The 23,463-nt window shown below is 39.5% G+C and carries 21 protein-coding genes, 2 tRNA genes and 1 other RNA gene; 8 read left to right on the plus strand and 16 right to left on the minus strand.

Features of this window, described 5'->3' with window-relative positions; genetic code table 11:
* From hemJ to AAC388_RS14135, 4 genes are all read left to right on the plus strand, one after another.
* The gene (hemJ, locus tag AAC388_RS14120) at window positions 1-453 is read left to right on the plus strand and encodes a protoporphyrinogen oxidase HemJ (protein WP_002120291.1); all 453 of its coding nucleotides are present in this window, start codon (window positions 1-3) and stop codon (window positions 451-453) included.
* A gap of 161 nt (window positions 454-614) precedes the next feature.
* Complete coding sequence (locus AAC388_RS14125; RefSeq protein ID WP_014205966.1) at window positions 615-1,175, plus strand: hypothetical protein; 561 nt, start codon at window positions 615-617, stop codon at window positions 1,173-1,175.
* Window positions 1,176-1,560: 385 nt separating this feature from the next.
* Window positions 1,561-3,186 (plus strand): NAD+ synthase, encoded by a 1,626-nt coding sequence (locus AAC388_RS14130; RefSeq protein WP_342370831.1) that lies wholly within the window; start codon window positions 1,561-1,563, stop codon window positions 3,184-3,186.
* Window positions 3,179-4,207, plus strand: coding sequence for a hypothetical protein (locus AAC388_RS14135; RefSeq protein ID WP_202724696.1), 1,029 nt, complete (start codon window positions 3,179-3,181; stop codon window positions 4,205-4,207). The genes AAC388_RS14130 and AAC388_RS14135 overlap by 8 nt, the downstream gene beginning before the upstream one ends.
* Before the next feature lie 43 nt (window positions 4,208-4,250).
* On the opposite strand, the gene AAC388_RS14140 is transcribed toward AAC388_RS14135, so the two are convergent.
* From AAC388_RS14140 to AAC388_RS14170, 7 genes are all read right to left on the minus strand, one after another.
* Window positions 4,251-4,327 (minus strand) — tRNA-Met (locus AAC388_RS14140).
* A 157-nt stretch (window positions 4,328-4,484) separates the two neighbouring features.
* Window positions 4,485-5,441, minus strand: coding sequence for a carnitine monooxygenase, reductase subunit CntB (cntB, locus tag AAC388_RS14145; protein ID WP_342370832.1), 957 nt, complete (start codon window positions 5,439-5,441; stop codon window positions 4,485-4,487).
* A 47-nt stretch (window positions 5,442-5,488) separates the two neighbouring features.
* Window positions 5,489-6,940 (minus strand): NAD-dependent succinate-semialdehyde dehydrogenase, encoded by a 1,452-nt coding sequence (locus AAC388_RS14150; RefSeq protein ID WP_342370833.1) that lies wholly within the window; start codon window positions 6,938-6,940, stop codon window positions 5,489-5,491.
* A gap of 63 nt (window positions 6,941-7,003) precedes the next feature.
* The gene (gene cntA, locus AAC388_RS14155; RefSeq protein ID WP_002120432.1) at window positions 7,004-8,119 is read right to left on the minus strand and encodes a carnitine monooxygenase subunit alpha; all 1,116 of its coding nucleotides are present in this window, start codon (window positions 8,117-8,119) and stop codon (window positions 7,004-7,006) included.
* 42 nt (window positions 8,120-8,161) lie between these two features.
* Entirely contained in the window at window positions 8,162-9,136 is a 975-nt protein-coding gene (locus tag AAC388_RS14160) for an alpha/beta hydrolase (protein ID WP_342370834.1), read from the minus strand.
* A gap of 11 nt (window positions 9,137-9,147) precedes the next feature.
* Entirely contained in the window at window positions 9,148-10,800 is a 1,653-nt protein-coding gene (locus tag AAC388_RS14165) for a BCCT family carnitine transporter (protein ID WP_080749776.1), read from the minus strand.
* Window positions 10,801-10,820: 20 nt separating this feature from the next.
* Entirely contained in the window at window positions 10,821-11,933 is a 1,113-nt protein-coding gene (locus tag AAC388_RS14170) for a tartrate dehydrogenase (protein WP_005803190.1), read from the minus strand.
* Window positions 11,934-12,036: 103 nt separating this feature from the next.
* On the opposite strand from AAC388_RS14170, the gene AAC388_RS14175 reads away from it, so the two are divergent.
* The gene (locus AAC388_RS14175) at window positions 12,037-13,017 is read left to right on the plus strand and encodes a LysR family transcriptional regulator (RefSeq protein ID WP_014205958.1); all 981 of its coding nucleotides are present in this window, start codon (window positions 12,037-12,039) and stop codon (window positions 13,015-13,017) included.
* Between the two features lie 54 nt (window positions 13,018-13,071).
* On the opposite strand, the gene AAC388_RS14180 is transcribed toward AAC388_RS14175, so the two are convergent.
* The 5 genes from AAC388_RS14180 to coaD all read right to left on the minus strand — a co-directional run bounded on the left by AAC388_RS14180 (window position 13,072) and on the right by coaD (window position 15,685).
* Complete coding sequence (locus tag AAC388_RS14180; protein ID WP_342370835.1) at window positions 13,072-14,256, minus strand: porin; 1,185 nt, start codon at window positions 14,254-14,256, stop codon at window positions 13,072-13,074.
* Between the two features lie 148 nt (window positions 14,257-14,404).
* Window positions 14,405-14,481: transfer RNA gene (locus AAC388_RS14185), tRNA-Met, on the minus strand.
* Window positions 14,482-14,545: 64 nt separating this feature from the next.
* An RNA gene (gene rnpB / locus AAC388_RS14190) (RNase P RNA component class A) lies at window positions 14,546-14,901 on the minus strand.
* Window positions 14,902-14,928: 27 nt separating this feature from the next.
* Entirely contained in the window at window positions 14,929-15,192 is a 264-nt protein-coding gene (locus tag AAC388_RS14195) for a YfhL family 4Fe-4S dicluster ferredoxin (protein ID WP_005070936.1), read from the minus strand.
* Window position 15,193: 1 nt separating this feature from the next.
* On the minus strand, window positions 15,194-15,685 hold the full coding sequence (coaD, locus tag AAC388_RS14200; RefSeq protein ID WP_005070938.1) for a pantetheine-phosphate adenylyltransferase: 492 nt from the start codon (window positions 15,683-15,685) through the stop codon (window positions 15,194-15,196).
* A gap of 134 nt (window positions 15,686-15,819) precedes the next feature.
* Here coaD and smpB point away from each other — a divergent pair, with 134 nt between their 5' ends.
* Complete coding sequence (smpB, locus tag AAC388_RS14205; protein WP_002120348.1) at window positions 15,820-16,296, plus strand: SsrA-binding protein SmpB; 477 nt, start codon at window positions 15,820-15,822, stop codon at window positions 16,294-16,296.
* A 48-nt stretch (window positions 16,297-16,344) separates the two neighbouring features.
* Here the strand turns inward: smpB and AAC388_RS14210 are convergent, their stop codons facing one another.
* From AAC388_RS14210 to rluD, 3 genes are all read right to left on the minus strand, one after another.
* Window positions 16,345-16,896, minus strand: a complete 552-nt coding sequence (locus AAC388_RS14210) for a flavodoxin family protein (RefSeq protein ID WP_005075275.1) — start codon at window positions 16,894-16,896, stop codon at window positions 16,345-16,347.
* A 189-nt stretch (window positions 16,897-17,085) separates the two neighbouring features.
* Window positions 17,086-17,823 carry a peptidoglycan editing factor PgeF gene (gene pgeF, locus AAC388_RS14215; protein ID WP_206217308.1) on the minus strand — a complete coding sequence of 246 codons (738 nt, stop codon included), beginning with the start codon at window positions 17,821-17,823 and terminating at the stop codon, window positions 17,086-17,088.
* A 10-nt stretch (window positions 17,824-17,833) separates the two neighbouring features.
* The gene (gene rluD / locus AAC388_RS14220; RefSeq protein ID WP_005075271.1) at window positions 17,834-18,886 is read right to left on the minus strand and encodes a 23S rRNA pseudouridine(1911/1915/1917) synthase RluD; all 1,053 of its coding nucleotides are present in this window, start codon (window positions 18,884-18,886) and stop codon (window positions 17,834-17,836) included.
* A gap of 71 nt (window positions 18,887-18,957) precedes the next feature.
* Here rluD and AAC388_RS14225 point away from each other — a divergent pair, with 71 nt between their 5' ends.
* Together AAC388_RS14225 and AAC388_RS14230 are read left to right on the plus strand one after the other, a co-directional pair.
* Window positions 18,958-20,121, plus strand: coding sequence for an outer membrane protein assembly factor BamD (locus AAC388_RS14225; protein WP_202744714.1), 1,164 nt, complete (start codon window positions 18,958-18,960; stop codon window positions 20,119-20,121).
* A 158-nt stretch (window positions 20,122-20,279) separates the two neighbouring features.
* The gene (locus tag AAC388_RS14230; protein WP_032056898.1) at window positions 20,280-22,148 is read left to right on the plus strand and encodes a DNA primase; all 1,869 of its coding nucleotides are present in this window, start codon (window positions 20,280-20,282) and stop codon (window positions 22,146-22,148) included.
* Here AAC388_RS14230 and hemA read toward each other — a convergent pair.
* Window positions 22,145-23,428 (minus strand): glutamyl-tRNA reductase, encoded by a 1,284-nt coding sequence (hemA, locus tag AAC388_RS14235; protein ID WP_005803203.1) that lies wholly within the window; start codon window positions 23,426-23,428, stop codon window positions 22,145-22,147. The genes AAC388_RS14230 and hemA overlap by 4 nt on opposite strands.
* Between the last annotated feature and the right edge of the window lie 35 nt (window positions 23,429-23,463).

The raw sequence follows: 23,463 nt of genomic DNA on the forward strand, positions 1-23,463 counted from the left end.
ATGGATGCACCTTCTGATGCTTTTTTGTGGGTAAAAGCATTACATATTATTGCCGTGGTTTGCTGGTTCGCTGCTTTGTTCTACTTACCACGTCTATATGTTTATCATGCTATGAGTGAAGATGCTGCAAGTCATCAACGCTTTGAGGTAATGGAACGCAAGTTGTATCGTGGAATTATGTGGCCTTCGATGATTGCTACATTAATTACCGCCCATTTCCTTGTAGAGTGGGGTGATGCAACTCGACATTACCATCAAGCGACTTGGTTTTACCTCAAAGTTGGATTAGTGGCTTTATTAGTGATTTATCATTTGGTATGTGGCTATTATCGTAAAAAGCTCATCGGAAATGCTCACTATAAATCACACAAGTTCTGGCGATTCTTTAATGAAATGCCAACCTTAATTTTATTTGCTGTTGTGATTTTAGTTGTTGTAAAGCCTCAGTTTTAACTGGGGCTTTTGCTTTTCTTATCCAAGAATTCTTTTATTCATCCTAATAAAATGCACAATCTATTCAAACAATTATATTTTTCAAAACAGAACTATAAAATTAATCAATACCCTACCTCTTTATTTAGCAACACATGATCTATACTATGCTAAAGAAATAGATGAACTCATTTAATGGCAAAGCTATGCTAACTTTTAATGCCTTTAAACGCTTAATCCATACACCATTTATTCTTATTACCCTTTTTATTTTCCGTCACTTAAAAAAATATCCGATTAGACATTTGACTGCTCAAGAAAAAATATTAGCGCAAATGGTTTTCGGTGACATGCTTGATTGTGAACGGCCTAAAATTATTGCTACGCGCTACCTCCCTTGGCAGAGTTGCGGTATTTTTATGGCTCCCAATGGGAATATTTATGTCAATCCTGCTGATTACAGTGAAAATTACGCTCTAGAGTCTAAGTTTATGCAGGGTATTTTTATTCACGAACTCACCCACGTCATGCAATATCAAAAAGGCATTCATGTACTAGTTAAAGGTGCTTTATTACAATCAGCCTATTACCTCAGCTTTAAAAGTTACAATCCCTACAAATATACCTACCACCCTGACAAGGCATTTAGTACGTATAATATTGAACAGCAAGGCGAAATTGCGCGCGATATTTGCTCTGGAAAAATCCCAAATATTATCTGTTCACCTCAACTTCATTTGTAACTAAATAATCAATCTCGCTTTGAACGTAACATTTTTTGCGTAATGTAAATGAGAATTCTTATAAATCAGAAATACTTATCTAAACTATAAAAGTGCGCTTATTCAATTCAAATTATTGAAAAAAATAGAACAGACTTATTCCAAATTAGCGTGTGATAAGGCAGTATACAAACAATAAAAATAATGAAGCCTGTTTCTATTCTATACAGAAAATCTCGTTATTTTTACGCAGAAAATATGGGATTGGTATATATTATTGATCTTGACATTTTTGTTTACTATTTTAATTGTTTACTATCGTATCATACACATCGTTGAAAAATTATATCCATAAAAATCAACACTGTGTGTATCTATATTCGTTATGATCTAGGATTAGGTTTGAATGAAAAGTTTTAAAGTTGCCCTTGCTCAGTTTTCTCCGCATATTGGCAATATTGACTCAAACACCCAAAAGATGATTGAGCAAGTAAATCAGGCGAAAAAACAAGACGCTGACCTGATTATTTTTCCCGAGCTTTCTGTTATTGGTTATCCAGCTGAAGATCTATTGTTACGTCCAAATTTAAATAAACGTATGCAAAAGGCTTTTGCACAACTTGCCGAAGTTAAAGATATTGTTATGGTTTTCGGATTTGTAAACCAGACAGAAGATGGTCAACGTTATAATTCTGCTGCTGTCATGAAAGACGGTCAAGTTTTGGGTGTTTTTAATAAACATAATTTACCAAACTATGGCGTCTTTGATGAAAAACGCTATTTCCAAAAAGGCCATCAGCACTTAGTTTTTGAATATCTTGGGCATAAGTTTGGTGTATTAATTTGTGAAGATATCTGGTCAATTAATACGGTTAAACAGTTGAGCCAATTAAATGTTGATACAGTTCTTGTACTCAACTCATCACCATATGAAGTCGGCAAACCACAACACCGTATACAGACCTTAAGTGAACTTGCAAAACAACTTCATCTAAATATTGTTTACGTTAACCAAGTGGGCGGACAAGACGATTTAATTTTTGATGGCACAAGTTTTGTCAGCAATCAAAATGGTGAAATTGCTTTACAAGCTCCAAGCTTTAAAGAAGACATTTATATTGCTGAATTTGACCGTGATACAAAGTTATATAAAGTCACTGAATCTGCTCCTGCATTAGAAACATTTGCAGAGATCTATCAAGGTTTAGTCATGGCAACTCGTGACTATGTAGAGCGCTCAGACTTCCCAGGTGTGATTTTGGGTCTTTCTGGTGGTATCGACTCTGCCCTCACACTCGCAATTGCTGTTGATGCAATCGGTGCAGAAAAAGTACAAGCTGTAATGATGCCTTATACCTACACTTCTCAAATTAGTGTAGAAGATGCGGCTGAACAAGCTCGCCGTATGGGTGTAACTTTTGGTATTGCTGAAATTCACTCAATCGTAAATAGCTTCATGCAAACCTTGTATCCTTTCTTTGGTAATTCACCAGCTGACGCAACTGAAGAAAATTTACAAGCGCGTGCTCGTGGTACATTGCTTATGGGCTTATCAAACAAGTTTGGTAATTTAGTCCTTGCTACAGGGAATAAATCTGAACTTTCAGTTGGCTACTGTACGCTTTATGGCGATATGGTTGGTGGCTTTGCTGTTCTAAAAGATGTTTATAAAACTATCGTGTTTGAATTAGCAAAATACCGTAACAGCTTAAGCGAAACTCCTGTGATTCCTGAGCGTGTGATTACCCGCCCACCTTCAGCAGAACTTCGCCCAGATCAAAAAGACCAAGACTCTTTACCAGCATATGATGTATTAGATGCCATCCTTTACGCATACATTGAAGAAGATTTAGGTCAGGCCGATATTATTGCCAAAGGTTTTGATAAAGAAGTTGTTGAAAAAGTCATCCGTTTAGTTGATCGTAATGAATACAAACGTCGTCAAGGTGCGATTGGCCCGAGAATTACCTCTCGCGCATTTAGTCGCGAACGACGTTATCCGATTGTCAACGGTTGGACAGCGAATGACTGAGCAGAAAAACTCATCAAAAACTACAGCACTTGCTCAAGCACTTTTGCTTGAGCAAGTGGAGTTTTTCAAAAAACAATTATCTATAGAAAACTCACCTATTTATTTCCAGCAGTTTATTCAACTGTTTATGCAACATGCTGATGAAATCAAGCTCCATGAGGTTGTTGATTTAGAACAACTACAGGCCGTTGTGAAACGCTATGCTTTTGAAATGCAGCTAGGTGCTGGTTTACTTGAGTTTATTGGGGAAATCGCGCAGCGTATTTATTTATCTGCGATGAAGTCTCCAATTCAGTTACAAGACTTGGTCTCTGACCACCAATTTGAAATGTGGCTTTCTAAATTTTTAGAAATGGAGCATATTCCTCATTATCTCAACCAGTTTTTAAGAACTAGTCCTTCTGTACAACAACTTTGCCAATACATTGCAACCTCAACTTTAGAACAAAAATTACCAAAATTTCTAACAGCATCTAGAGTCGATGACTACCATTTTGAATGGCAACATAAGCTCAAAAAATTCTCTTTTTTACAGCAGCAACGCCTTGAGCATAAACTTGAAACTTGGATTGCTAGTTTTATTCATGAGCAACTTACAGAATTAAGTCTTTTATCGAGTGAAGATTTAGAAAGTCTAGTACGTCATGTTTGGGAAGATATTAGATATAAAAAAATGTATGAATTTATGAAACAGCTCACTCCTCTCGATGTAGAAGAATTCTTTGTTCTAATCTATGAATACTGGAAAGAATTACGCCAGTCACAATTTATGCAAGACCTGATTTTGTATGGCGTGGAAGTTTTTTATGATTTTTATAAAGACCAAAGTTTATTTGAAGTATTAAGTGAGATTGGATTAACTGAAAGCGACTTACAAACCGAAGCTTTGCGTTTTTATCCGAAGGTTATAGATGCCTTTAATGAGCACGGTATTTTAGAACCTTTACTTCAAGCGCTTTTAGCCCCCTTTTATCAAAGCTCAAAAACACTCGATATGATTGAAAAACATTTTAATGAGTAAAAAATAGATAAAAAGAAACCACGCAGGAGCGTGGTTTTTAAAATGGTGGCTATGACGAGACTTGAACTTGTGACCCCCGCATTATGAGTGCGGTGCTCTAACCAACTGAGCTACATAGCCGTAAACTGTGTGCGCATTATCTATAGTTCTGTATAGCAGGTCAATAGGTAAAAACCCTTAATGCCCATCAATTGAACAAATAAGATTCAGTTCATCATTATTTGTTCTTTTTTTAGCATTTTTTTGCTTTAAACAATTGATCGGCCACAGAAATATATTAAAGATCTAATACTAGTTTTTTACCTTTAGCTCTCGACACACAAATCATCATGCTCTTCTGTGAAACCTTTTCTGCATCACTTAAGTATTGATCAAAGTGATCTGCTTCACCTTCTAAAATAGCAGTTTCACATGTACCGCATACGCCTTCGCGACATAAGCATTCCACATCAATATTTAATGTTTCAATAGCTTGTAAAATCGTCTGATTACTTTGTACTTCAATTTCCTGATTAGACTTGGCAAGTACAACCGTAAATGCTTCCCCATCTTCAGGAACTGTTGAAGCGAATTGTTCCCAGTGAATGTACTCATCGCGATAACGATACTTATTACAGCAATCAATCACAGCATCAATCATGGGTTTCGGCCCACAGACATACACGTGTGTGCCTTTAGGTTGTGATGAAATCAATTCATCCAGCTTCAATGAGCAACCTTCTGAGTCAACATAGCTAAATACATGCTCGGCATGTTTCTGCTTTAACTCATCTAACAAAGCCGCATGTTCAGGCGAACGATAAGCATAATGTAGCTCAAACTCAGCACCGCGTGCCGCAAGCTCATCCATTTGAGGCAAGAATGGTGTAATGCCAATTCCACCTGCAATTAAAATATGTTTATTGCCTGTTTCGGCTAATGGAAATAAATTTTTTGGTTCTGAAATCTGAATTTCACAGCCTTCATTACACTGATCATGCATAAACACTGAACCACCCTTACCTTCCACATCTTTACGAACGCAGACTTGGTAAGTCGATAGGTCTTGTGTACAACTCATCAATGAATATGCATTTGAAAGCTGTTCATTCATTTTGACAATAATATGGCTTCCCCCACTAAATCGAGGAAAGTTCTGCCCATCTTGACGTTTGAACGTAAACCGTTTGATTAAAGGGGTTAGCTGCTCCACACGAGTAACAACCGCCGGGAACATTTCATAATGACTAGCCATATTAGAATCCTTCTTTTACTGCATATTCTTGTTGTTAGGGCTTATCCTTAAAGCCCTAAACACATGTATTTAATAGTCATGAATTCTTCAAGACCATACTTTGAGCCTTCACGCCCAACACCTGATTGCTTCACACCGCCGAAAGGCACGACTTCATTTGAAATTGCTGTGGCATTCATGCCGACCATTCCATATTCAAGCTGTTCTGATACTCGCCATAAACGTGAAATATTTTCACTATACACATAAGCAGCCAAACCAAAGATCGTGTCATTTGCTTGAGAAACGACGTCTGCTTCATCTGTAAAGCGAATAAGCGGCGCAACTGGACCAAAAATTTCTTCTTGGACAATTTCCATTGTACGGTCAACGTTCGTTAAAACTGATGGTTCATAAAAGGTTTGCCCTAAAACATGCTGTTTACCGCCGCAAGCAATTTTAGCGCCTTTGCTCACTGCATCATCAATCAACTGCTGTGCTTTCAAAACTGCTTTTTCATTAATTAATGGACCAATTTGTACACCATCTTCAAGTCCATTACCGACTTTAAACTTTTGTACTTCTTGTACAAACTTCTCGGCAAAAGCTTGATAAATATTGTCGTGTACATAAATGCGGTTAGCACAAACACAGGTCTGGCCTGCATTACGGAACTTGGCAAAAATCGCACCTTGTACAGCTTTATCCAAATCGGCGTCATCAAATACAATCAGAGGTGCATTTCCGCCCAACTCAAGCGCTAACTTTTTAATAGTGCTTGAACACTGCTGCATCAGTAAACGACCCACTGGAGTTGAGCCAGTAAAAGTCAATTTCTTCACTTTTTCATGCGAAGTAAATACAGAACCAATTTCTTGAGATTTACCGGTAACAACATTAATTACACCAGCTGGAATACCTGCTTTTTCTGCAAGCTTCACAATTGCTAAAGCACAGTAAGGCGTTTCATTCGCTGGCTTAATCACTATCGTACATCCAGCTGCTAAAGCTGGTGCTGCTTTACGGGTAATCATGGCAATTGGGAAGTTCCACGGCGTGATTGCAGCCACAACCCCCACAGGTTCTTTACTAATAATAAAACGTTGCTGATTATTTACCGTTGGAATCACATCACCATAAATACGCTTGCCTTCTTCGGCAAACCATTGAATAAATGATGCAGCATAACGCACCTCACCTTTCGCTTCTGCCAAAGGTTTGCCTTGTTCAATGGTCATAATTAAAGCAAGTTCATCGGTATGTTCGAGAACCAGTTTGTACCAAGCCAATAAAATATCTGCACGGTTTTGGGCAGTTAAAGCTTTCCAACTTTGTAAAGCCGTATAAGCAGCCTCAACTGCTTGAGTCGCCTCAGCCGCTCCCATATTTGGAATTGTGCCAATTTCTTCGCCTGTTGCAGGGTTAGTCACTGGAACTGTTGCATTTGACTGTGCAGCTAGCCATTGCCCGTTAATATAGGCTTGTTGCTGAAATAATTCTGTGCTTTGTAAACTCGACATATCATCTTCCTAACTGAAGAATCAGGTGTAAGTCATCTTTACACCTGAATAAATCCATTTGTTTTATTTATGATGCTGCGCCACTAAATGTTGGAAGTAAGCAATACCATGCTCACTAATTCCTGAGCGTTGTTTATCCGTCATGATACGGCCTTGACCTCGATAACCACGTGATTTCAAACCACGTTGTACGCTTTCGACCAAGTTCAAATCTTCAGGACGGAATACATTACGATACCACTCAATCAAATCTTTCTGATCTTGAGTGAGCTCTTCGTTCGTGAAGTAAATATCGTAATGCTGCAAAGTCGTTTCTGCATCAACAGGGAATTCATAGATAACTGTCATGAAGTTGCTGCCTGGTGGCACGTTGAACATCGTGCAAGGCCAAGTCCAGAAACCATGAAACTCAGGATCTGTTACTGATGGATCAAGCTTGAATGACTTCTCAGATGAACGTGCAAAGCCATATTGCAATGTCCAGTTTTGATGTGTTGTATGCCAATATTTATCAACTTGTACGGAGTCAGCAAAACCTGGATGCGCCGGTCCACAGTGATAGCACTCTAGATAGTTATCAACAATCACTTTCCAGTTTGCTGGCGTTTCTGTCACGAAACGTGCCGCCAGTTTCAAATCTTTAATTACGCTACATGCTTGATTTAAACGCTCAGCAAATTCCGGAAGCTGGTCTTCTACACAAGTCGCATTTTCATCCATATTAATGAAAACAAATCCTGCATATTCCTCAACTTTTAAAGGCACCATGCTTGAGTTTTCTTTATCGAAAGATTCAACATGATCACAGTTACGTGCCAAAGCTAAGCTACCATCTAGCTTAAAAGTCCAAGCATGATATGGGCAAGTAATTACATTTTTTGCTTTACCACTGCCACTTAAAAGCTCGTGACCACGGTGCGGACACACATTATAAAACGCACGTAAAACACTATCTTTACCACGAATGATGACAATATTTTCACCAATTACTTTACGGGTAATATAGTCATTCGGTTGTGCCAATTCACTGCCATGTGCAACACAAATCCAGCTTTTAGCAAAGATTGCTTCTTTCTCATGCTCAAAAACTTGCGATGAAGTATAGAAAACTTTAGGAAAAGTCCATGCAACATCTGGGTTTGCGCAAAAATCTTCAGGTAATTTTTCAACTGCACTCATGTTATTACTCCATTAAATTCTTTTCGTCCAAATGACTCGATATTAAATTGATGTCTTTTCGACACTGCCAAACATGCGACGTATCGCACTCAGCATGTTTTGATATAACTGTTGAACTTCAGGACAGTCACGCATCAGACGTAAACTGCCATGTAATAAACCTTTGCCTAAATGGAACTCGTTAGGGATACCTGCTTGTTCCAATTTTTGGGTAAGGAAATAACCGTCATCACTTAAAGGGTCATACTCTGCAACTGCGACAAAACTTGCAGGCATATCTGAAAAATCCATTGCCAATAAAGGTGCTAGACGTACATCCTGCCAATTTTGTGGATTAGGTGCATATTCCTTTAAATAAAAATGCATATCTTCCGTTGTGAGTAACGGCGCATGGGCATGCTTTTGTGCGGCTGGTGTATCAAGCGCTGTAGTTAAACACGGATAAACCAAAGCCAGACCTTGAGCTTGTAAACCACTATGCTGTAGATGCACTGCAAGGGCTGCTGCTAAGTTACCGCCTGCGCTATCGCCTGCTAGAACGATATTTCCGCTATCAATCTGCCAATCAGAACCATGCTCTTTAAGCCATTGATAAACTGCTAAACAATCTTCAAAAGCTGCCGGAAAGCGATGCTCTGGTGCCATGCGGTAATCCACACCAATGACAACTGCATTTAAGTCCTGACATAAATAACTGGTAATAAACTCATGTGAATCGAGGCCACCCACCATCCAACCGCCACCATGTAAATACAACACACACGGCCAACCAGCTTCAGGTCGTTTAGTTTTTGGTGAATAGATGCGAACAGGTACAGGATGCTCTGCATTTGCAACAACTCTATCTTCGACTTCAATCTTGCCATCACGAGGCAAAGTGTAGTGTCGACACATCGCGTCATAGGCCGCGCGGACTGAGTCAATATCTGCATCTGCTGGTGAATAAATGCTGCTCCAATACACAAGGCTTTGCATTTCTTCACTTAAGGCATACGTGGTCTGTTCACATGTAGTCATTACCGTTCCCTCTAGCTGGTTTTTCTGTCCAGTTTGATTGAGCTTGCAAGCTCAAGCTGCATCCGTTTTGCATGTTCATCTTGAGTCTGGTTTAAACCAATTTCCGCATCATCATAACCTTGTTGCTCAATTAAATGTGATGGGACTTTGGCATAATCCTGAATCAACCATTTCACTAAACCATAGGTTTGAATCAGAATAATCACAATGAATGGTAAAGCCGTCACAATAGTTGCTGTTTTCATTGTGTCTAAAGGTGCCTTACTAAAGATCATGGCAATTGGAACCAAAGTCAGCATGACACACCAGAACAGACGTGCGTTTGGCGATGGATCTTGCCCTTCACTTAAACCGCGTGTACATGTTGCTGAAACCGCATACCCAACCGCATCCATATGTGCTGCCAAGAACACCACCATAATGCCGAGGAAAATCCACATCATCAGCTTTCCAGCAGGTAATAGGCTGAGCAATTGACCAATTGCAACCTCACCACCCTGTTGGCTTAAGATTTGCGGTACATTTACAGCCCCATGAATAAAGCTATAAACACTGTAGTTTTCAAACACACCAAAGATAAACCAAAGACCAACACTGCCGCCAATCACCATGGCAAAGATCACTTCTTTAATAGTACGGCCTTTAGAAACACGCGTTACAAAGAGTGCCACACCCGGTGCATATGAAATCCACCATAACCAGTAGAAAACAGTCCATTCACGAGTAAACTTGCCGTCACCCATTGGGTCGGTAAACAAACTCATATCAACAAAGTTGGTAGCCATTAACCCGAAACTCATTAATGAATTATTCAAAATGAATTGAGTTGGACCAAAGCAAAGTACATAAATTGCAAATAGCACCACGCCTAAACACACCATGTGACTTAAACGTTGCATGCCCTTATCCATACCTACATACGAACTGAGTGCAAATAGAACCGAAACACCCAAAATAATGATGACTTTGGTCATAAAGGTATTTGGGATACCTGTGAGCTGAGACAAAATATTGGTAAATGTCACGGCAGTGAGTACAAGCGAAATCGTTAATGCACCAAACATGCAAAGCAAGAACATTAAGTCGACTAAACGCCCAACCACACCTGTTGATTTAAAACCTGTTACCGCTTCAATCACTGAAGCCAAACTTAAGCCTTTGTTTTTTCTAACATGGTAGCTGTAGCACAAAGAAATTGATGCCAAAGCATAAATTGCCCATGCACTTAAACCTGAGTGAAAAAACGAGTAAGCCACGCTATATTTCAATGCTTCTGCTGACTCAGGCGGTAAGCTCAAACCCGGAGTTTGATAATAGTAAGCCCAGTCCAAGAAGCCCCAGTACAGTGTAGAAGATCCAATACCTGACAAGATGAACATAAAAATCCATGACATCGTGGTGTATTGAGGCTTTCCTTCACCTAGTTTGATTTTGCCGTATTTACTAAAAGCTAGACCAAAAGTAAAAATAATGGCTAAAAAAGCAAACAGTAATACAGGGGTTGTAAATACCGATGTCGTCCACTGCATCCATGTTGCAGCAATCTTTATCGACTCTTGCGAATAAATCGCCAAACCAGCAACTGAAATAAATACAAACAGTAAACTGGTTACGGCAAGAACTTTATCCGTATAAATTTTTGTGTTTTGATTATCCATATCCATACATCCATTTTTGGATGGCGTTATTCCATAGCGAACACGTCCATTTTAATTTGGGCTACACACGATGCAATTGCATCTCCTACCTCATAAGTTTTTGCCTGACCGCCGATATCGGCTGTCTTTGGCCCATTAATTAATACATTCTCAATCGCCTGCATAATGTCCTGACCTGCTTGAATGCAGCGTTCATCATCTTCGCCAAAGAATTCGAACATCATGGCACCCGACCAAATCGCAGCGATTGGGTTGGCAATTTGTTTACCGTAAATATCTGGTGCTGAACCATGTACAGGTTCAAACAATGATGGAAATTTTCTTTCCGGGTTTAAATTTGCAGAAGCTGCCAAACCAATGGTTCCTGTACATGCAGGACCTAAATCGGAAAGAATGTCACCGAATAAATTCGATGCAACAACCACATCAAAACGCTCAGGTTGTAAAACAAAACGAGCTGCTAAAATATCAACGTGCTGTTTATCGGCCTGAATTTGTGGATATTGTTTTGCCATCGCATCAACGCGTTCATCCCAATACGGCATGCTAACGGCAATACCATTTGACTTGGTCGCTGCGGTAATTTTTTTCGCATCTCGCTGATTTGCAAACTCAAATGCATAACGCAAAATGCGATCTACACCATGACGTGTAAATACGGCTTCTTGTAAAACAAACTCTCGATCTGTTCCTTCAAAAGCCTTACCACCAATGGCTGAATATTCACCTTCACTGTTTTCACGGACTACGTAGAAGTCGATATCGCCCGGTTTTTTACCTACTAAGGGACATTTAACACCCGGCATTAAGCGCACTGGACGTAAATTCACATATTGGTCAAAACCACGACGGAACTGGAGCAGCGAACCCCAAAGCGAAATATGGTCAGGTACTTTATCTGGCCAGCCTACAGCGCCAAAATAAATTGCATCGTAGCCCTGCAAAGTTTCAAACCAGTCATCTGGCATCATTTTGCCGTGCTCAAGGTAGTAATCGCAGCTTGCCCAATCGAAAGCATCTAACTGAAGCTCAATACCATGCTTCTCTGCTGCTGCCTTTACAACCTTAATGCCTTCTGGTAGAACTTCTAAACCAATGCCATCGCCTGCAATCGTGGCAACTTTATATCTTTTTGCCATAAGCTTCCTTCACACCTTCGACTAATATCCTTGTATGGCTTAAACATGATGTTTTAAGCAAAAATGATCAACAACAGAACTATCACTCCAATGGACACGGATCGTGAATAATCTACCTAACCTATCGGATTTAAAGGTTTTTTGCACAGTCGCCAAACTAAAAAGTTTTGTCGAATCTGCTGAGGAACTCGGAACATCGCCAGCTTTCATTAGCAAGCGAATTAATATTTTAGAAAACACCTTAAGCTGCAAACTTTTTCATCGCAGTACACGTCATGTTAGCCTGACGGAAGATGGCAAACTCATCCTTGAGAGAGTTTCAAATATTCTTGAAGAATTTGATGAAGTCTGTGAACTAGTCAATAACCCGCTCAGTACGCCCACAGGTCGTATGGATATTATTAGTAGTTTTGGTTTTGGCAGAAAGCATATTGCACCAATTTTGTCTAAATTAATGATGCTCTACCCAAAACTTCAGATTCATTTTGACACCATCGACAATACCAAAGACCTGATTCAACACAGTATTGATTTGGATATTAGAATTGGTAATGAAATTGCGCCAAATATGATTGCGAAGAAGTTAGCTTCTAATTTTCGAATTTTGTGCGCTTCACCGAGTTATTTACTTAAACACGGTGTACCAGACAGCATTGAGGATTTGCAAACACATGATTGTTTGACGATTAGTGAGCGTGATCAATCGTCTGTGCTATGGAAATTTAGGCATGCTTCTGAAGATGTCTCAGTGCATATCAAACCACGTTTTGTTTCGAATAACGGCGAAATTATTCATCAACTTGCCATAGAAGGCCACGGGATTATTTTCCGATCAATTTGGGATGTTGCAGATGAATTAATTACAGGTCAACTCCAACACATTTTGCCTGAATATTGGCAAGATGCTGATGTTTGGGCAGTTTATCCATCACGGCTCAAAAGCTCATCTAAATTACAAACCTGTATTTTGTTTATTCAAAACGAATTGCTCAATCGTTTACAGCATGTTCAAAACCTAAACCGAGGACAACTCATTTCTCCGGCAGTTAAAAGAGAACCACCACCTGAAAAAGTCTTTCTATGAAAAAAAGCCCTAAGTGAGGCCTATTCACTTAGGGCAATCGTTTACTTTTAAATTTTAGAAATAATATCCAATTGAAAGATAGAACAGTTTATCCCAATCATTACTGCTACCTTGTGCAAGGCCATCAGCCCCACCACCAACCATTGGATCATTTTTACTCATAATGTATTCACCCTGAATACCAATGGCTTTGTAATTAAAATAAACCCCTGCAATTAAGCGTTCAGAGTCTTTATATCCATCCTCATCTTTGAAAAAGCGGCTATGAGAGATATAAGGTTTAATATTTTCAAGTTTGTGGAATGGCTGAGCAAAGGTATAGTTAATTTCATTGACCAGATATTTGCCTTTGTTAGCGACTTGATACGGGTAATCAAATGCTCCAATTGTTGAGCTATTTGGCAATAAATTATCGCCATTAGTGACATCTTGCTTACCTGCTAAGAACATCCATTGCCATGCTTGATATTGCGTTTGAGCAAATACATTCCATGATTTGCGGTGACCATCTTCATCTGTTCTTTTATTTTCTAAATCAGAATACCAGACTGAACCTCCTAACTCGGTCGAAAATTTTTGAACTTTATCAAGTTCAAATTTTCTAGAGGCTCGCGCAATCCACATATTCTTTTCTTCAATGTTGGTTCCTACCATCAAGTCATCAGCTTCAACGAAATTACCGCTGTATCTACTTGAGTCTTTTGACGTTCCCTTATAGTTTCCTCCATCAGTTGGATAGAAACCTAAGGTCAAATTGTATTTATCATCTGCAAATTTATATTTAATCCCCAGATTATCAATATCTTCTAAACCAACTGTATTTAAAAGTGTTTCGTAATAACTACTTCCCCAAAATTCGCCAAAACCAAAATCAATGGGTTGCAAACCTGCCATGATTCTCTGCTGATCAGATAATTTATAACCTACCCAAGCTTTTTTTAGAAAAATCGCATCACATAAGCGATCATATTGATAACAACGGGCATCCGCACCTGCAATCCAATCTGGATTTTCATAACCTAGCACTAATTTAATATCAGTTAATCGCCAGTCATCATTTTGAGAACCTTCATTTGCATCAACCACATAATCTTTATGCAAATAACGAGAACGTACTGCGCCAGAAACTTTAAACTGTCCCGAATCCAAAGTTGGATCACCCCAACTTAAATCAGCCGCAGAAACTTGAACTCCCGCCGTTAAACTTAAAATTCCTAAAAATAATAATGACCTTTTCATGTCTTCAACATCCTTGTTAAGTGTTATAAGAACATGAAGAAATTGATCTAGACAAACAATGCCATAACTATAAAGTCGGTCTTTACAAACTGTGTTTAATCAAAAAATGAGCATAAAAAAAGACCACGCAGGAGCGTGGTCTATAAAATGGTGGCTATGACGAGACTTGAACTTGTGACCCCCGCATTATGAGTGCGGTGCTCTAACCAACTGAGCTACATAGCCGAAAACTGTGCGCGCATTATCTTAACTTCTTTAACGCACGTCAAGAAAAATTTTAAATAAAATGAGGTGAAGTGAGCCTATAAGCCGGGTTCTGTCGAGGATGGTCATTCCTCTAGGCGTACAATCACTCATACGCTCAAGCGACCTACCCGAATCCAGTACGGGCCGTACCTCAGGATTCCTATTTGGTCTTGCTTCTGGTGGGGTTTACCATGCCGTGAACTGTTACCAGACACGCGGTGCGCTCTTACCGCACCCTTTCACCCTTACCTCACGAATGAGGCGGTCTACTCTCTGCTGCACTTTCCGTCGGCTTTCACCGCCCAGGCGTTACCTGGCACCCTGCCCTATGAAGCCCGGACTTTCCTCCCCTGCTTCAGTCACGAAGACCTCCACAGCAGCGACCATCCAGCTCACTTCAGGGGCGCATATTAACAAATTTATTTACTAATTGCTTGTGCTTTTTTGAGCAATTAATTTTTTATATTTGTCGAATAGCTCATCTTCCGTCTCCACATGCTGCGGATCTTTAGGAATACAGTCCACTGGACAAAATAACTGACATTGCGGCTGGTCATGATGACCAACGCATTCAGTGCATAAATCTGGATGAATTTCATAAATTACTTCACCCATGAAAATAGCTTCATTTGGGCAAACTGGTTCACAAACATCACAGTTTATGCATTCATCGGTGATATATAACGACACTTTACCAACCTTGTTGATGTTTACGTTCAAAAGCCTCAACCACAGCTTGCGGAACAAACTTGGTTACATCCCCTTTTAAACGAGCAATTTCCCGAATCAATGTCGAAGAAATAAATGAATACTGCTCAGATGGTGTTAAAAATACTGCTTCAAAATGTGGGTCAAGTTGACGGTTCATATTGGCAAGTTGAAATTCATATTCAAAATCAGAAACTGCTCTTAAACCACGAAGTACTGCTGTTGCCTTTTGCTCTTTGAAAAAATTAACAAGCAAACCATCAAAGCCTACAAATTCAACATTTGATAAATGGCTGAGTGATGTTTGGGCCAGTTCAACTCTCTCTTCTAGACTGAACAAAGGGTTTTTATGATGTCCAATTGCAATTGCTACTACAACCTCATCAAACATTCTTGATGCTCTAGTAACTAAATCAACGTGTCCATTCGTGATGGGGTCAAATGTTCCAGGATAAATTACACGCGTTTTAGACATCCGCTAGTACTCTAATTGTATTGTGAACCTATTTTAGCAAAAGTTATACATCAGGCGAAATATTGACGTGCAGGAAAAACTTCACCTTAGCATCAGTTTACGGCACAATAGGCATAATTGTGGAAGTTTGAATTATGGCGAAAGCGACAGTAGTGAAAAAACATAATGGCGGAACCATCGCACAAAACAAACGTGCCCGCCATGATTATTTTATCGAAGAAAAATTTGAAGCTGGTATGTCTTTACTCGGCTGGGAAGTAAAGTCTTTACGTGCTGGTCGCATGAGTTTGACAGAAAGTTATGTCATTTTTAAGAATGGTGAAGCGTTTTTATTTGGTGCACAAATTCAACCGCTCCTTTCAGCATCTACTCATGTAGTACCTGAAGCTACACGTACACGTAAATTATTATTATCACGCCGAGAACTAGAAAAGCTAACAGGTTCAGTTAACCAAAAAGGTTACTCATGTGTTCCTTTAGCATGTTACTGGAAAGGTCACTTGGTTAAACTTGAAATCGCGCTTGTGAAAGGTAAACAACTTCACGACAAACGTGCGACTGAAAAAGATCGCGATTGGCAGCGTGATAAAGCTCGTATATTTCATAAGTAATTAAATAAAAAGCCTCTTTTTAGAGGCTTTTTTATGTCGCGGAATTTATTAATTTAATCTATATAAGAGTCCAGCAATATATTCGCCAAACCATTTTGCAGTATCTAAATCGCCTTGTGGAGGAGTAATTTCAACAGGTGCATTATCTGACTGTGTCATTAAACCTAAACAACTCGATAATCGGTTTAAATCTTTTTCACTATGCCCAGTCGTCATTAAAGGTAAACCTGACCAAAGCATGCCATGTTGCATCGCAAAAATATTTAATTGTTGTAATACCGCTAATTTATCGCCGCTTAGACCACCTGAGTTTGCAAAGCCAGCTGCAAGCTTGCCTTGCCACAAACGCTCTTTCCAACGTTTAGAAGTACTGTCCATAAACTTTTTAAAGTCAGCGGTCATACTCCCCATATAGGTAGGCGAACCAAAAATAATACCGTGCGATGCATCAAGTGCATCCCAATCAATATGTTCAATATTCATTAAATGTACTTTTACACCCATCACCTCTGCACCAGCAGCAATAGCGGAAGCTACCTTCGCGGTATGACCATATGGACTGTGGTAGACAATAGAGAGATGTTTTTCAGGCAAAGACATAAGTTTAAAATTTTGAGCGATTTTTTCTATTTTATCATTTTATTAACGCTTGCTAAACCTTCATCTATAAATATGAAATATAAGGCTTTCACTACCGCATACTATAGAAATATTTTCAAATTAAATAAAAAACTCTCCTATTTTTAATAAATATAAAATAAGAGAGTCATTTAAGGAAGTTATCAAAACTTACATAAAAACAAACGTAGCCATACGTCCTGTCTTCGCATCACGACGATAAGAAAAATACTCATCACCCTGTTGATAAGAACATTGATCTCCACCTAAGACTTGTTGCACACCTAGACTTTGCAAAATAAAGCGAGCAATGGCATATAAGTCTGCATGAAATTTATTTGGAGCCACGCCCTCAACAAAGGCTGTTTCCAACTCTGGATATTTATCACAAAAAGCAGTTTTTACTTCAGCCCCAATTTCAAAACAAGGTTGGCTGATTGCAGCCCCTAACCATGCCCAAGTTGGAGGATTCTGCATAGCGGCCACTGTATTTTCAATAATGCCACCAGCCAAACCACGCCAACCAGCATGCAAATTAGCAACTTCACTGACTTCAGCATTTCCCAACACGACAGGTAAGCAATCAGCCGTCATCATCATTAAAGCATGGCCTTTTGTTTGGGTGACCAAACCATCGCCAATTAAAGCTTTAAAAGGAATTTGTTCGTTTACAGTATGGCAAATCGTACTATGCGTTTGAGTCATCCATGTCATTTTTTTAACACCAAATTTCGCAAACTCATCTAACAATATCATTCGATGCTGTTGAACACGTTGTGCCTCATCTTTGACATGTAAAGCTAAATTAAAGCCAGATAATTCAAGTTGATCCGTTGGTAATGCCAAAGGATGTTGAACACGTGTCTGCCCTACAAATACGCCTTGAGGTAAACCTTGAACAAATTCCATATGCACGTCCTTAATATGCAGCGTTTTCTGAACGTAACACATTTACTAAATGTGTAAAGTCTTCAGGCCACGGCGCTTCAAACAGCATTTCTTCACCAGTACGAGGGTGTTTCAAGCCTAATTTAGCTGCATGCAATGCTTGACGTTTAAAACCACGTAAAGTTTCAATGAGCAATTCAGATGCACCAGCTGGCACACGTACACGGTTCATATAAACCTGATCGCCAATCAAACCGTAACCAATATAACTAAAATGCACACGGATCTGATGTGTTCGTCCTGTTTCAAGACGAGCTTGTACACGAGTAAAATCTTTAAAGCGTTCTTTTACATTGTAGTGAGTTACCGCATCTCGCCCACCCGGTAAAATTGCCATTTTCACACGGTCAACTGGGTGGCGTTTGATTGGTTCATCAATCGTACCGCCAGCAATAATATTTCCATAAACAACCAAATCATATACACGGTAAACCGTTTTATTTGCCAACTGTTTACTTAAAGAAAATTGAGCTTCTAGGCTTTTAGCGACAACCAGTAAACCGCTGGTATCTTTATCAATACGGTGTACTAAACCAGCGCGCGAAAGTTCTGCCAATTTTGGGAAATGGTAAAGCAAAGCATTCACTAAAGTTCCAGAACTATTGCCTGCTCCTGGATGTACCACCATGCCTACTGGCTTATTAATGACTAAAATATCATCGTCTTCATAGACAATATTAAGTGGAATATTTTCAGGTTGACTCGTCGTCTGGGCTTCGAGCTCTACTTCAAGCGTAAGTAGCTCTGTTCCTTCACAACGGTGCTTAGGCTTGACAATGTTACCATTCACCAACAGATGGCCATCCTTCAACCATTGCTTGAGCTTTTCACGTGAAAACTCGCTCCACACCAAAGCTGCTACCTGATCGATACGTTGTCCCAGATAGGTTTCATCTAGCTGAACTTGCAACGATAAACGTGTTGCAGTTGTATCAGAAGTATGGTTATCTGCATCCTCAGAATCTTCAAGTAAATTGAAGTCGGTTTCAGAGAAGTTTGTGTTTGAAGATTGTGCTGAAGTCATTTGATCATTGAGATAAAAGTGGTTTAATAGCGCAATTGTAGCTCATTGCCCAACATAACAGAGGAGTTTTTATGTCGCTACCACGTTATAAAATTACGATGCTTGCCTTATCTTTAGGCGTAGCGTCTGCATTTGTGGGCTGTAGCAGCAATCCAAGTAAAAAAGAAGTGGTCGATACTGGCCCTCAATCTAGTGAACAAGCTTACTTCGAAAAGGCCCAAAAGTCGCTTGACCGTGGTCAATATCTTGATGCGACCAAGTCTTTAGAGGCAATCGATACTTATTATCCGACTGGACAATACGCTCAACAAGCACAACTTGAACTTCTATATTCGAAATTTAAACAAAAAGATTATGAAGGTACCATTGCCTTAGCAGAACGTTTTATTCGTTTAAATCCTCAACATCCAAATGTGGATTATGCTTATTATGTTCGTGCTGTTGCCAATATGGAACAAAACTACGATAGTTTGATGCGCTATACCTCTTTGCAACAGTCACATCGTGATGTGAGTTATTTAAAAGTTGCGTATCAAAACTTTGTTGATTTAATTCGTCGTTTCCCAAGTAGCCAATATTCTGTCGATGCTGCTCAGCGTATGAAATTCATTGGGCAAGAACTTGCTGAAAATGAAATGACTGCTGCCCGCTTCAACGTTAAACGTAAAGCTTGGATCGCCGCTGCAGAACGTTCGCAATGGGTGATTGAACACTATCCACAAACACCTCAAATTCCAGAAGCTTTAGCCACTTTGGCATATAGCTATGACAAGTTAGGTGATAAAGCTACTTCGCAACAATATATTGAAGTTTTAAAGCTTAATTATCCAAGCCTTGTGAAAAAAGACGGCACAGTTAACATGCGTGCTGCTCGTAAAGAAGGCAACTGGATCAACCGTGCAACTTTAGGTATTTTCGGTCGTGAATCGACTGCTGCAACGCCAGAGAGCACAACTGAAGCAGAAGCTCCAAAACGTGGTTTCCTCAACCGTGTTAGTTTTGGTTTAATTGGTAATTCAGATAAAGAAGAAACTGAAGCACCACAACAAACACCTGTTGAAACTCCTAAGTCTGAACGTAGTTGGACAAACCGTTTAAGCTTCGGTTTATTAGACAAACCTGAACCACAAGCAGCAGAAAATACAACTGTTGCGCCAGCTGTCACCTCTCCTGAGGCTTCAACTGATGTACAATCAGATGAGGCAACACAAGGTGCGGATAACGCTGCTCAATAAGTTTAAGCTTTAAAAAAACATCAACAAACAGGCAAGTGATATCACTTGCCTGTTTGTTTTTATAAAATATTAAAATATTTATTGGGCATATCTCGATTCATCATGTCAGAATATTCTGACTCGCTGTCTCATCAAGTTTTAATACGGTTATCTGAATTATGGCAATTCCACAACATACGATTGATCAAATTCTAGATCGCACAGATATTGTCGATCTGATTGGTCAGCGTGTGAAATTGAAAAAAACCGGACGTACATATTCCGGCTGTTGCCCTTTTCATCAAGAAAAAACGCCATCATTCCATGTCTACCGTGACAAGCAGTATTATCACTGCTTTGGTTGTCAGGCTAACGGAAATGCAATCCGTTTTCTTATGGATATTGATAACCGAAACTTTATTGAGGTAATGAAAGAATTATCGAGCAGTACCGGAATTGAATTACCTAAAGATAATACTGAGAATAAAAAACTATCTTATACCCGTCAGGTTACAAAGCCACCTGTTACTAAAACAAATACGGCTGAGCCTGTAACTTCACAGCAGCCATCAGATGAAAGCTACAACACGCTTGAACCCGTATTTTTTGATGACCCTTTTGCTCAGTTCGAACAGCCGTTTAGCTTTGATGAACCAGTTCAAGAAGGTAATTTATATGACTTACTGGAAAATGTTGCTCAGTTCTATGAACAACAATTACCTCATAGTCAAAAGGCAAAAAATTACTTTAAACAGCGTGGACTAACCAATCAGACGATTCAGTTTTGGCGCTTAGGCTATGCTCCAGAAGACTGGCAACACCTAGAAAAAGCTTTTCCTTATGACATTGACGGATTAAAACAACTCGGACTTATCCGCTCAAGTGATAATGGCCGTGATTTTGATTTGTTACGTGACCGCGTCATTTTCCCAATTCGCGACCCTAAAGGCCGAGTGGTTGGTTTTGGTGGGCGTGCCTTAAATGATGAAATAAAACCCAAATACATCAACTCGCCGGACTCAGAAGTCTTTCATAAAAATCAGCTACTTTATGGACTTTATGAAGGTAGAAAACTTAAATCTAGCGATTGGTTAATGGTCGAAGGTTATATGGATGTCATTGCGCTTCAGCAATATGGCATTACAGGGGCCGTAGCAACGTTAGGGACTGCAAGTAATACAGAACATCTTAATATTCTATTTAAACAAAATAGCCGAATTACCATTGCTTTTGATGGTGATGCTGCTGGTCAAAAAGCAGCACGCAGAACTTTAGAAATTGCTTTACCCCTTCTCAATGATGGTCGTGAACTCAAATTTTTTGTTCTACCCAATGATCACGACCCAGACTCTCTCATCCGTCGAGAAGGACTCGAAAATTTTCAAAAACTATTACAACAAGCCCCTCTTCTGTCCGATTTCGTGTTTGCGCACTTAACAGGTCAACACGATATCAGTACGCCTGAAGGGAAAAGCTTAGTCATGGGTGAACTCAGAGAACTCACCGAGTTATTGCCAAAACAAGGTTCTTTCCGCTACTTGCTTACTCAATCTTTCCGTGAAAAACTCGGACTAGGTAAACGTTTTACCCCACAAATCAGCCACGATGCCTCGCTCTCATTTAACATCCATACAAAAGATGAAGACTTTGCGATTGCAATTTTAATGCATCATCCTTTTCTTTATATTCATTTTGAAGGATTACGGGCTTATATTCACCAAGATGAATTATTAGCCAAAGTACTGGCAATCTTAAATCGTATTTTTGATGATTTACCGGATGATCAAGAGCTGGCAACTTATTATGTGCTTGGTGCTTGTAGTAGTTACTGTCATGAAATCGCCGATATTATGCAAAGAACAAATATTCAAGCATTAACACAGGCTCCTGAAGTAGCTGACAAGTTAGCTAAAGAATATTCATTAAGTCTGCAAGAAAGATATTTACGTCAAAAACTGAAATCACCGATTTCTTTAATTGAATCAAGAAATCTAAGACAACAATTGAATGAATTAACAAAACAAATTAGCTTAAAGTTGTTGTCTTAATGTTTTGGCTTACGCTCATGATCAAATACATCCTGTAAATGCTGTTGTAACCATTCAAAATAATCAGGATTTTCTGCTTTAGCAGCTTCACGTAACAAGATAGATGTGGGATGCATAAGTTTTTGCGTCAAACGGTGAGCAAATTGCTGTAACACCTGTTCGGCATTCTCACCATGATGCAAAGCTTCTAACGCATGTGTAAGCTCTTGTTGACTAATCTCTTCACTGTGCTGGCGGTAAGCATGAATTGTACTACCCGCCTCTTTAACCTTTTGATGCGTAATAAGCTGAGTAGCTAATTGATTAACCATGACCTCTGCTTCAACAGCCGCCTGACGACGTTGAGCAAGGTTCTCATCAATCACACTTTGTAAATCATCAACACCATATAAATAGACCCCATCAAGTGCTTCAACTTTAGGATCTATATCACGTGGTACCGCTAAATCAACCATTAACATTTGTTGGTAGCGACGTTTCTTCAATGCGGCCTTAACATCAGAATAAGCAATAACTTGATATAAACTACCAGTACAGCTCGACACGACATCAGCACGATATAAATTTTCTGCTAATGCTGAAAACTCAATAATTTCAACTTCAACCTGATGTGCAATCTCCTGAGCCAGCTGGTCAGCACGCTCACGGCTACGATTACAAATAATAATCTTCGCGACACCCATTTCAGCCAAATGTTTAGCCACCAAGCTATTCATTTCACCCGCAGCAACCACCATAACAGTAAGCTTTTCAGGCTTACTAAAAACCTGTAAGGCCAGTTGTGCAACTGCATAACCCATTGAAACAGCATGACTACCTACCGCTGTTTCGGAACGTACCCGTTTAGCTGCATAGAAAGCGTATTCAAAAACACTATTTAATTCAGGAGAGACCGTTTGCGCTTCTTTAGACAATGCCAAAGCGCTTTTGACCTGCCCTAAAATTTGTGGCTCACCAAGCATGAGAGAGTCTAGACCACTCGCCACTCGCATTAAATGTGTAATCGCCTGCGTATTCTCGTAACGATAAACATGATGAATTAACTGCTTTACATCAATATTATTGGCATCGGCTAACCATTTTAGAAGGCTTTCGGCGTTTTCTGCCATGGCATAAACTTCTGTACGGTTACAGGTCGAGACGACCACCAAATCCTTTAAGTTTTGGTGATGGCGTTGTTCGGCAAGCAAACGACTTAATCGCTCTGCATTGAAAGCAATTTGTTCGCGGAGTTCTACAGAAGCTGTTTGATGGTTGACACCCAATGCAAAGAAAGACATATCAGATCATCATTTCGCTAAATTTATGCTATTGT

This window comes from Acinetobacter sp. D009 (assembly GCF_038562025.1).
Classification (GTDB): Bacteria; Pseudomonadota; Gammaproteobacteria; order Pseudomonadales; family Moraxellaceae; genus Acinetobacter; species Acinetobacter pittii.

Excerpts from the sequence above, each read along its gene's own strand:
- hemJ (WP_002120291.1), top strand. The coding sequence starts at position 1 with ATGGATGCACCTTCTGATGCTTTTTTGTGGGTAAAAGCATTACATATT.
- AAC388_RS14125 (WP_014205966.1), top strand. The coding sequence starts at position 615 with ATGAACTCATTTAATGGCAAAGCTATGCTAACTTTTAATGCCTTTAAA.
- AAC388_RS14130 (WP_342370831.1), top strand. The coding sequence starts at position 1,561 with ATGAAAAGTTTTAAAGTTGCCCTTGCTCAGTTTTCTCCGCATATTGGC.
- AAC388_RS14135 (WP_202724696.1), top strand. The coding sequence starts at position 3,179 with ATGACTGAGCAGAAAAACTCATCAAAAACTACAGCACTTGCTCAAGCA.
- cntB (WP_342370832.1), bottom strand. The coding sequence starts at position 5,441 with ATGGCTAGTCATTATGAAATGTTCCCGGCGGTTGTTACTCGTGTGGAG.
- AAC388_RS14150 (WP_342370833.1), bottom strand. The coding sequence starts at position 6,940 with ATGTCGAGTTTACAAAGCACAGAATTATTTCAGCAACAAGCCTATATT.
- cntA (WP_002120432.1), bottom strand. The coding sequence starts at position 8,119 with ATGAGTGCAGTTGAAAAATTACCTGAAGATTTTTGCGCAAACCCAGAT.
- AAC388_RS14160 (WP_342370834.1), bottom strand. The coding sequence starts at position 9,136 with ATGACTACATGTGAACAGACCACGTATGCCTTAAGTGAAGAAATGCAA.
- AAC388_RS14165 (WP_080749776.1), bottom strand. The coding sequence starts at position 10,800 with ATGGATATGGATAATCAAAACACAAAAATTTATACGGATAAAGTTCTT.
- AAC388_RS14170 (WP_005803190.1), bottom strand. The coding sequence starts at position 11,933 with ATGGCAAAAAGATATAAAGTTGCCACGATTGCAGGCGATGGCATTGGT.
- AAC388_RS14180 (WP_342370835.1), bottom strand. The coding sequence starts at position 14,256 with ATGAAAAGGTCATTATTATTTTTAGGAATTTTAAGTTTAACGGCGGGA.
- coaD (WP_005070938.1), bottom strand. The coding sequence starts at position 15,685 with ATGTCTAAAACGCGTGTAATTTATCCTGGAACATTTGACCCCATCACG.
- smpB (WP_002120348.1), top strand. The coding sequence starts at position 15,820 with ATGGCGAAAGCGACAGTAGTGAAAAAACATAATGGCGGAACCATCGCA.
- AAC388_RS14210 (WP_005075275.1), bottom strand. The coding sequence starts at position 16,896 with ATGTCTTTGCCTGAAAAACATCTCTCTATTGTCTACCACAGTCCATAT.
- pgeF (WP_206217308.1), bottom strand. The coding sequence starts at position 17,823 with ATGGAATTTGTTCAAGGTTTACCTCAAGGCGTATTTGTAGGGCAGACA.
- rluD (WP_005075271.1), bottom strand. The coding sequence starts at position 18,886 with ATGACTTCAGCACAATCTTCAAACACAAACTTCTCTGAAACCGACTTC.
- AAC388_RS14225 (WP_202744714.1), top strand. The coding sequence starts at position 18,958 with ATGTCGCTACCACGTTATAAAATTACGATGCTTGCCTTATCTTTAGGC.
- AAC388_RS14230 (WP_032056898.1), top strand. The coding sequence starts at position 20,280 with ATGGCAATTCCACAACATACGATTGATCAAATTCTAGATCGCACAGAT.
- hemA (WP_005803203.1), bottom strand. The coding sequence starts at position 23,428 with ATGTCTTTCTTTGCATTGGGTGTCAACCATCAAACAGCTTCTGTAGAA.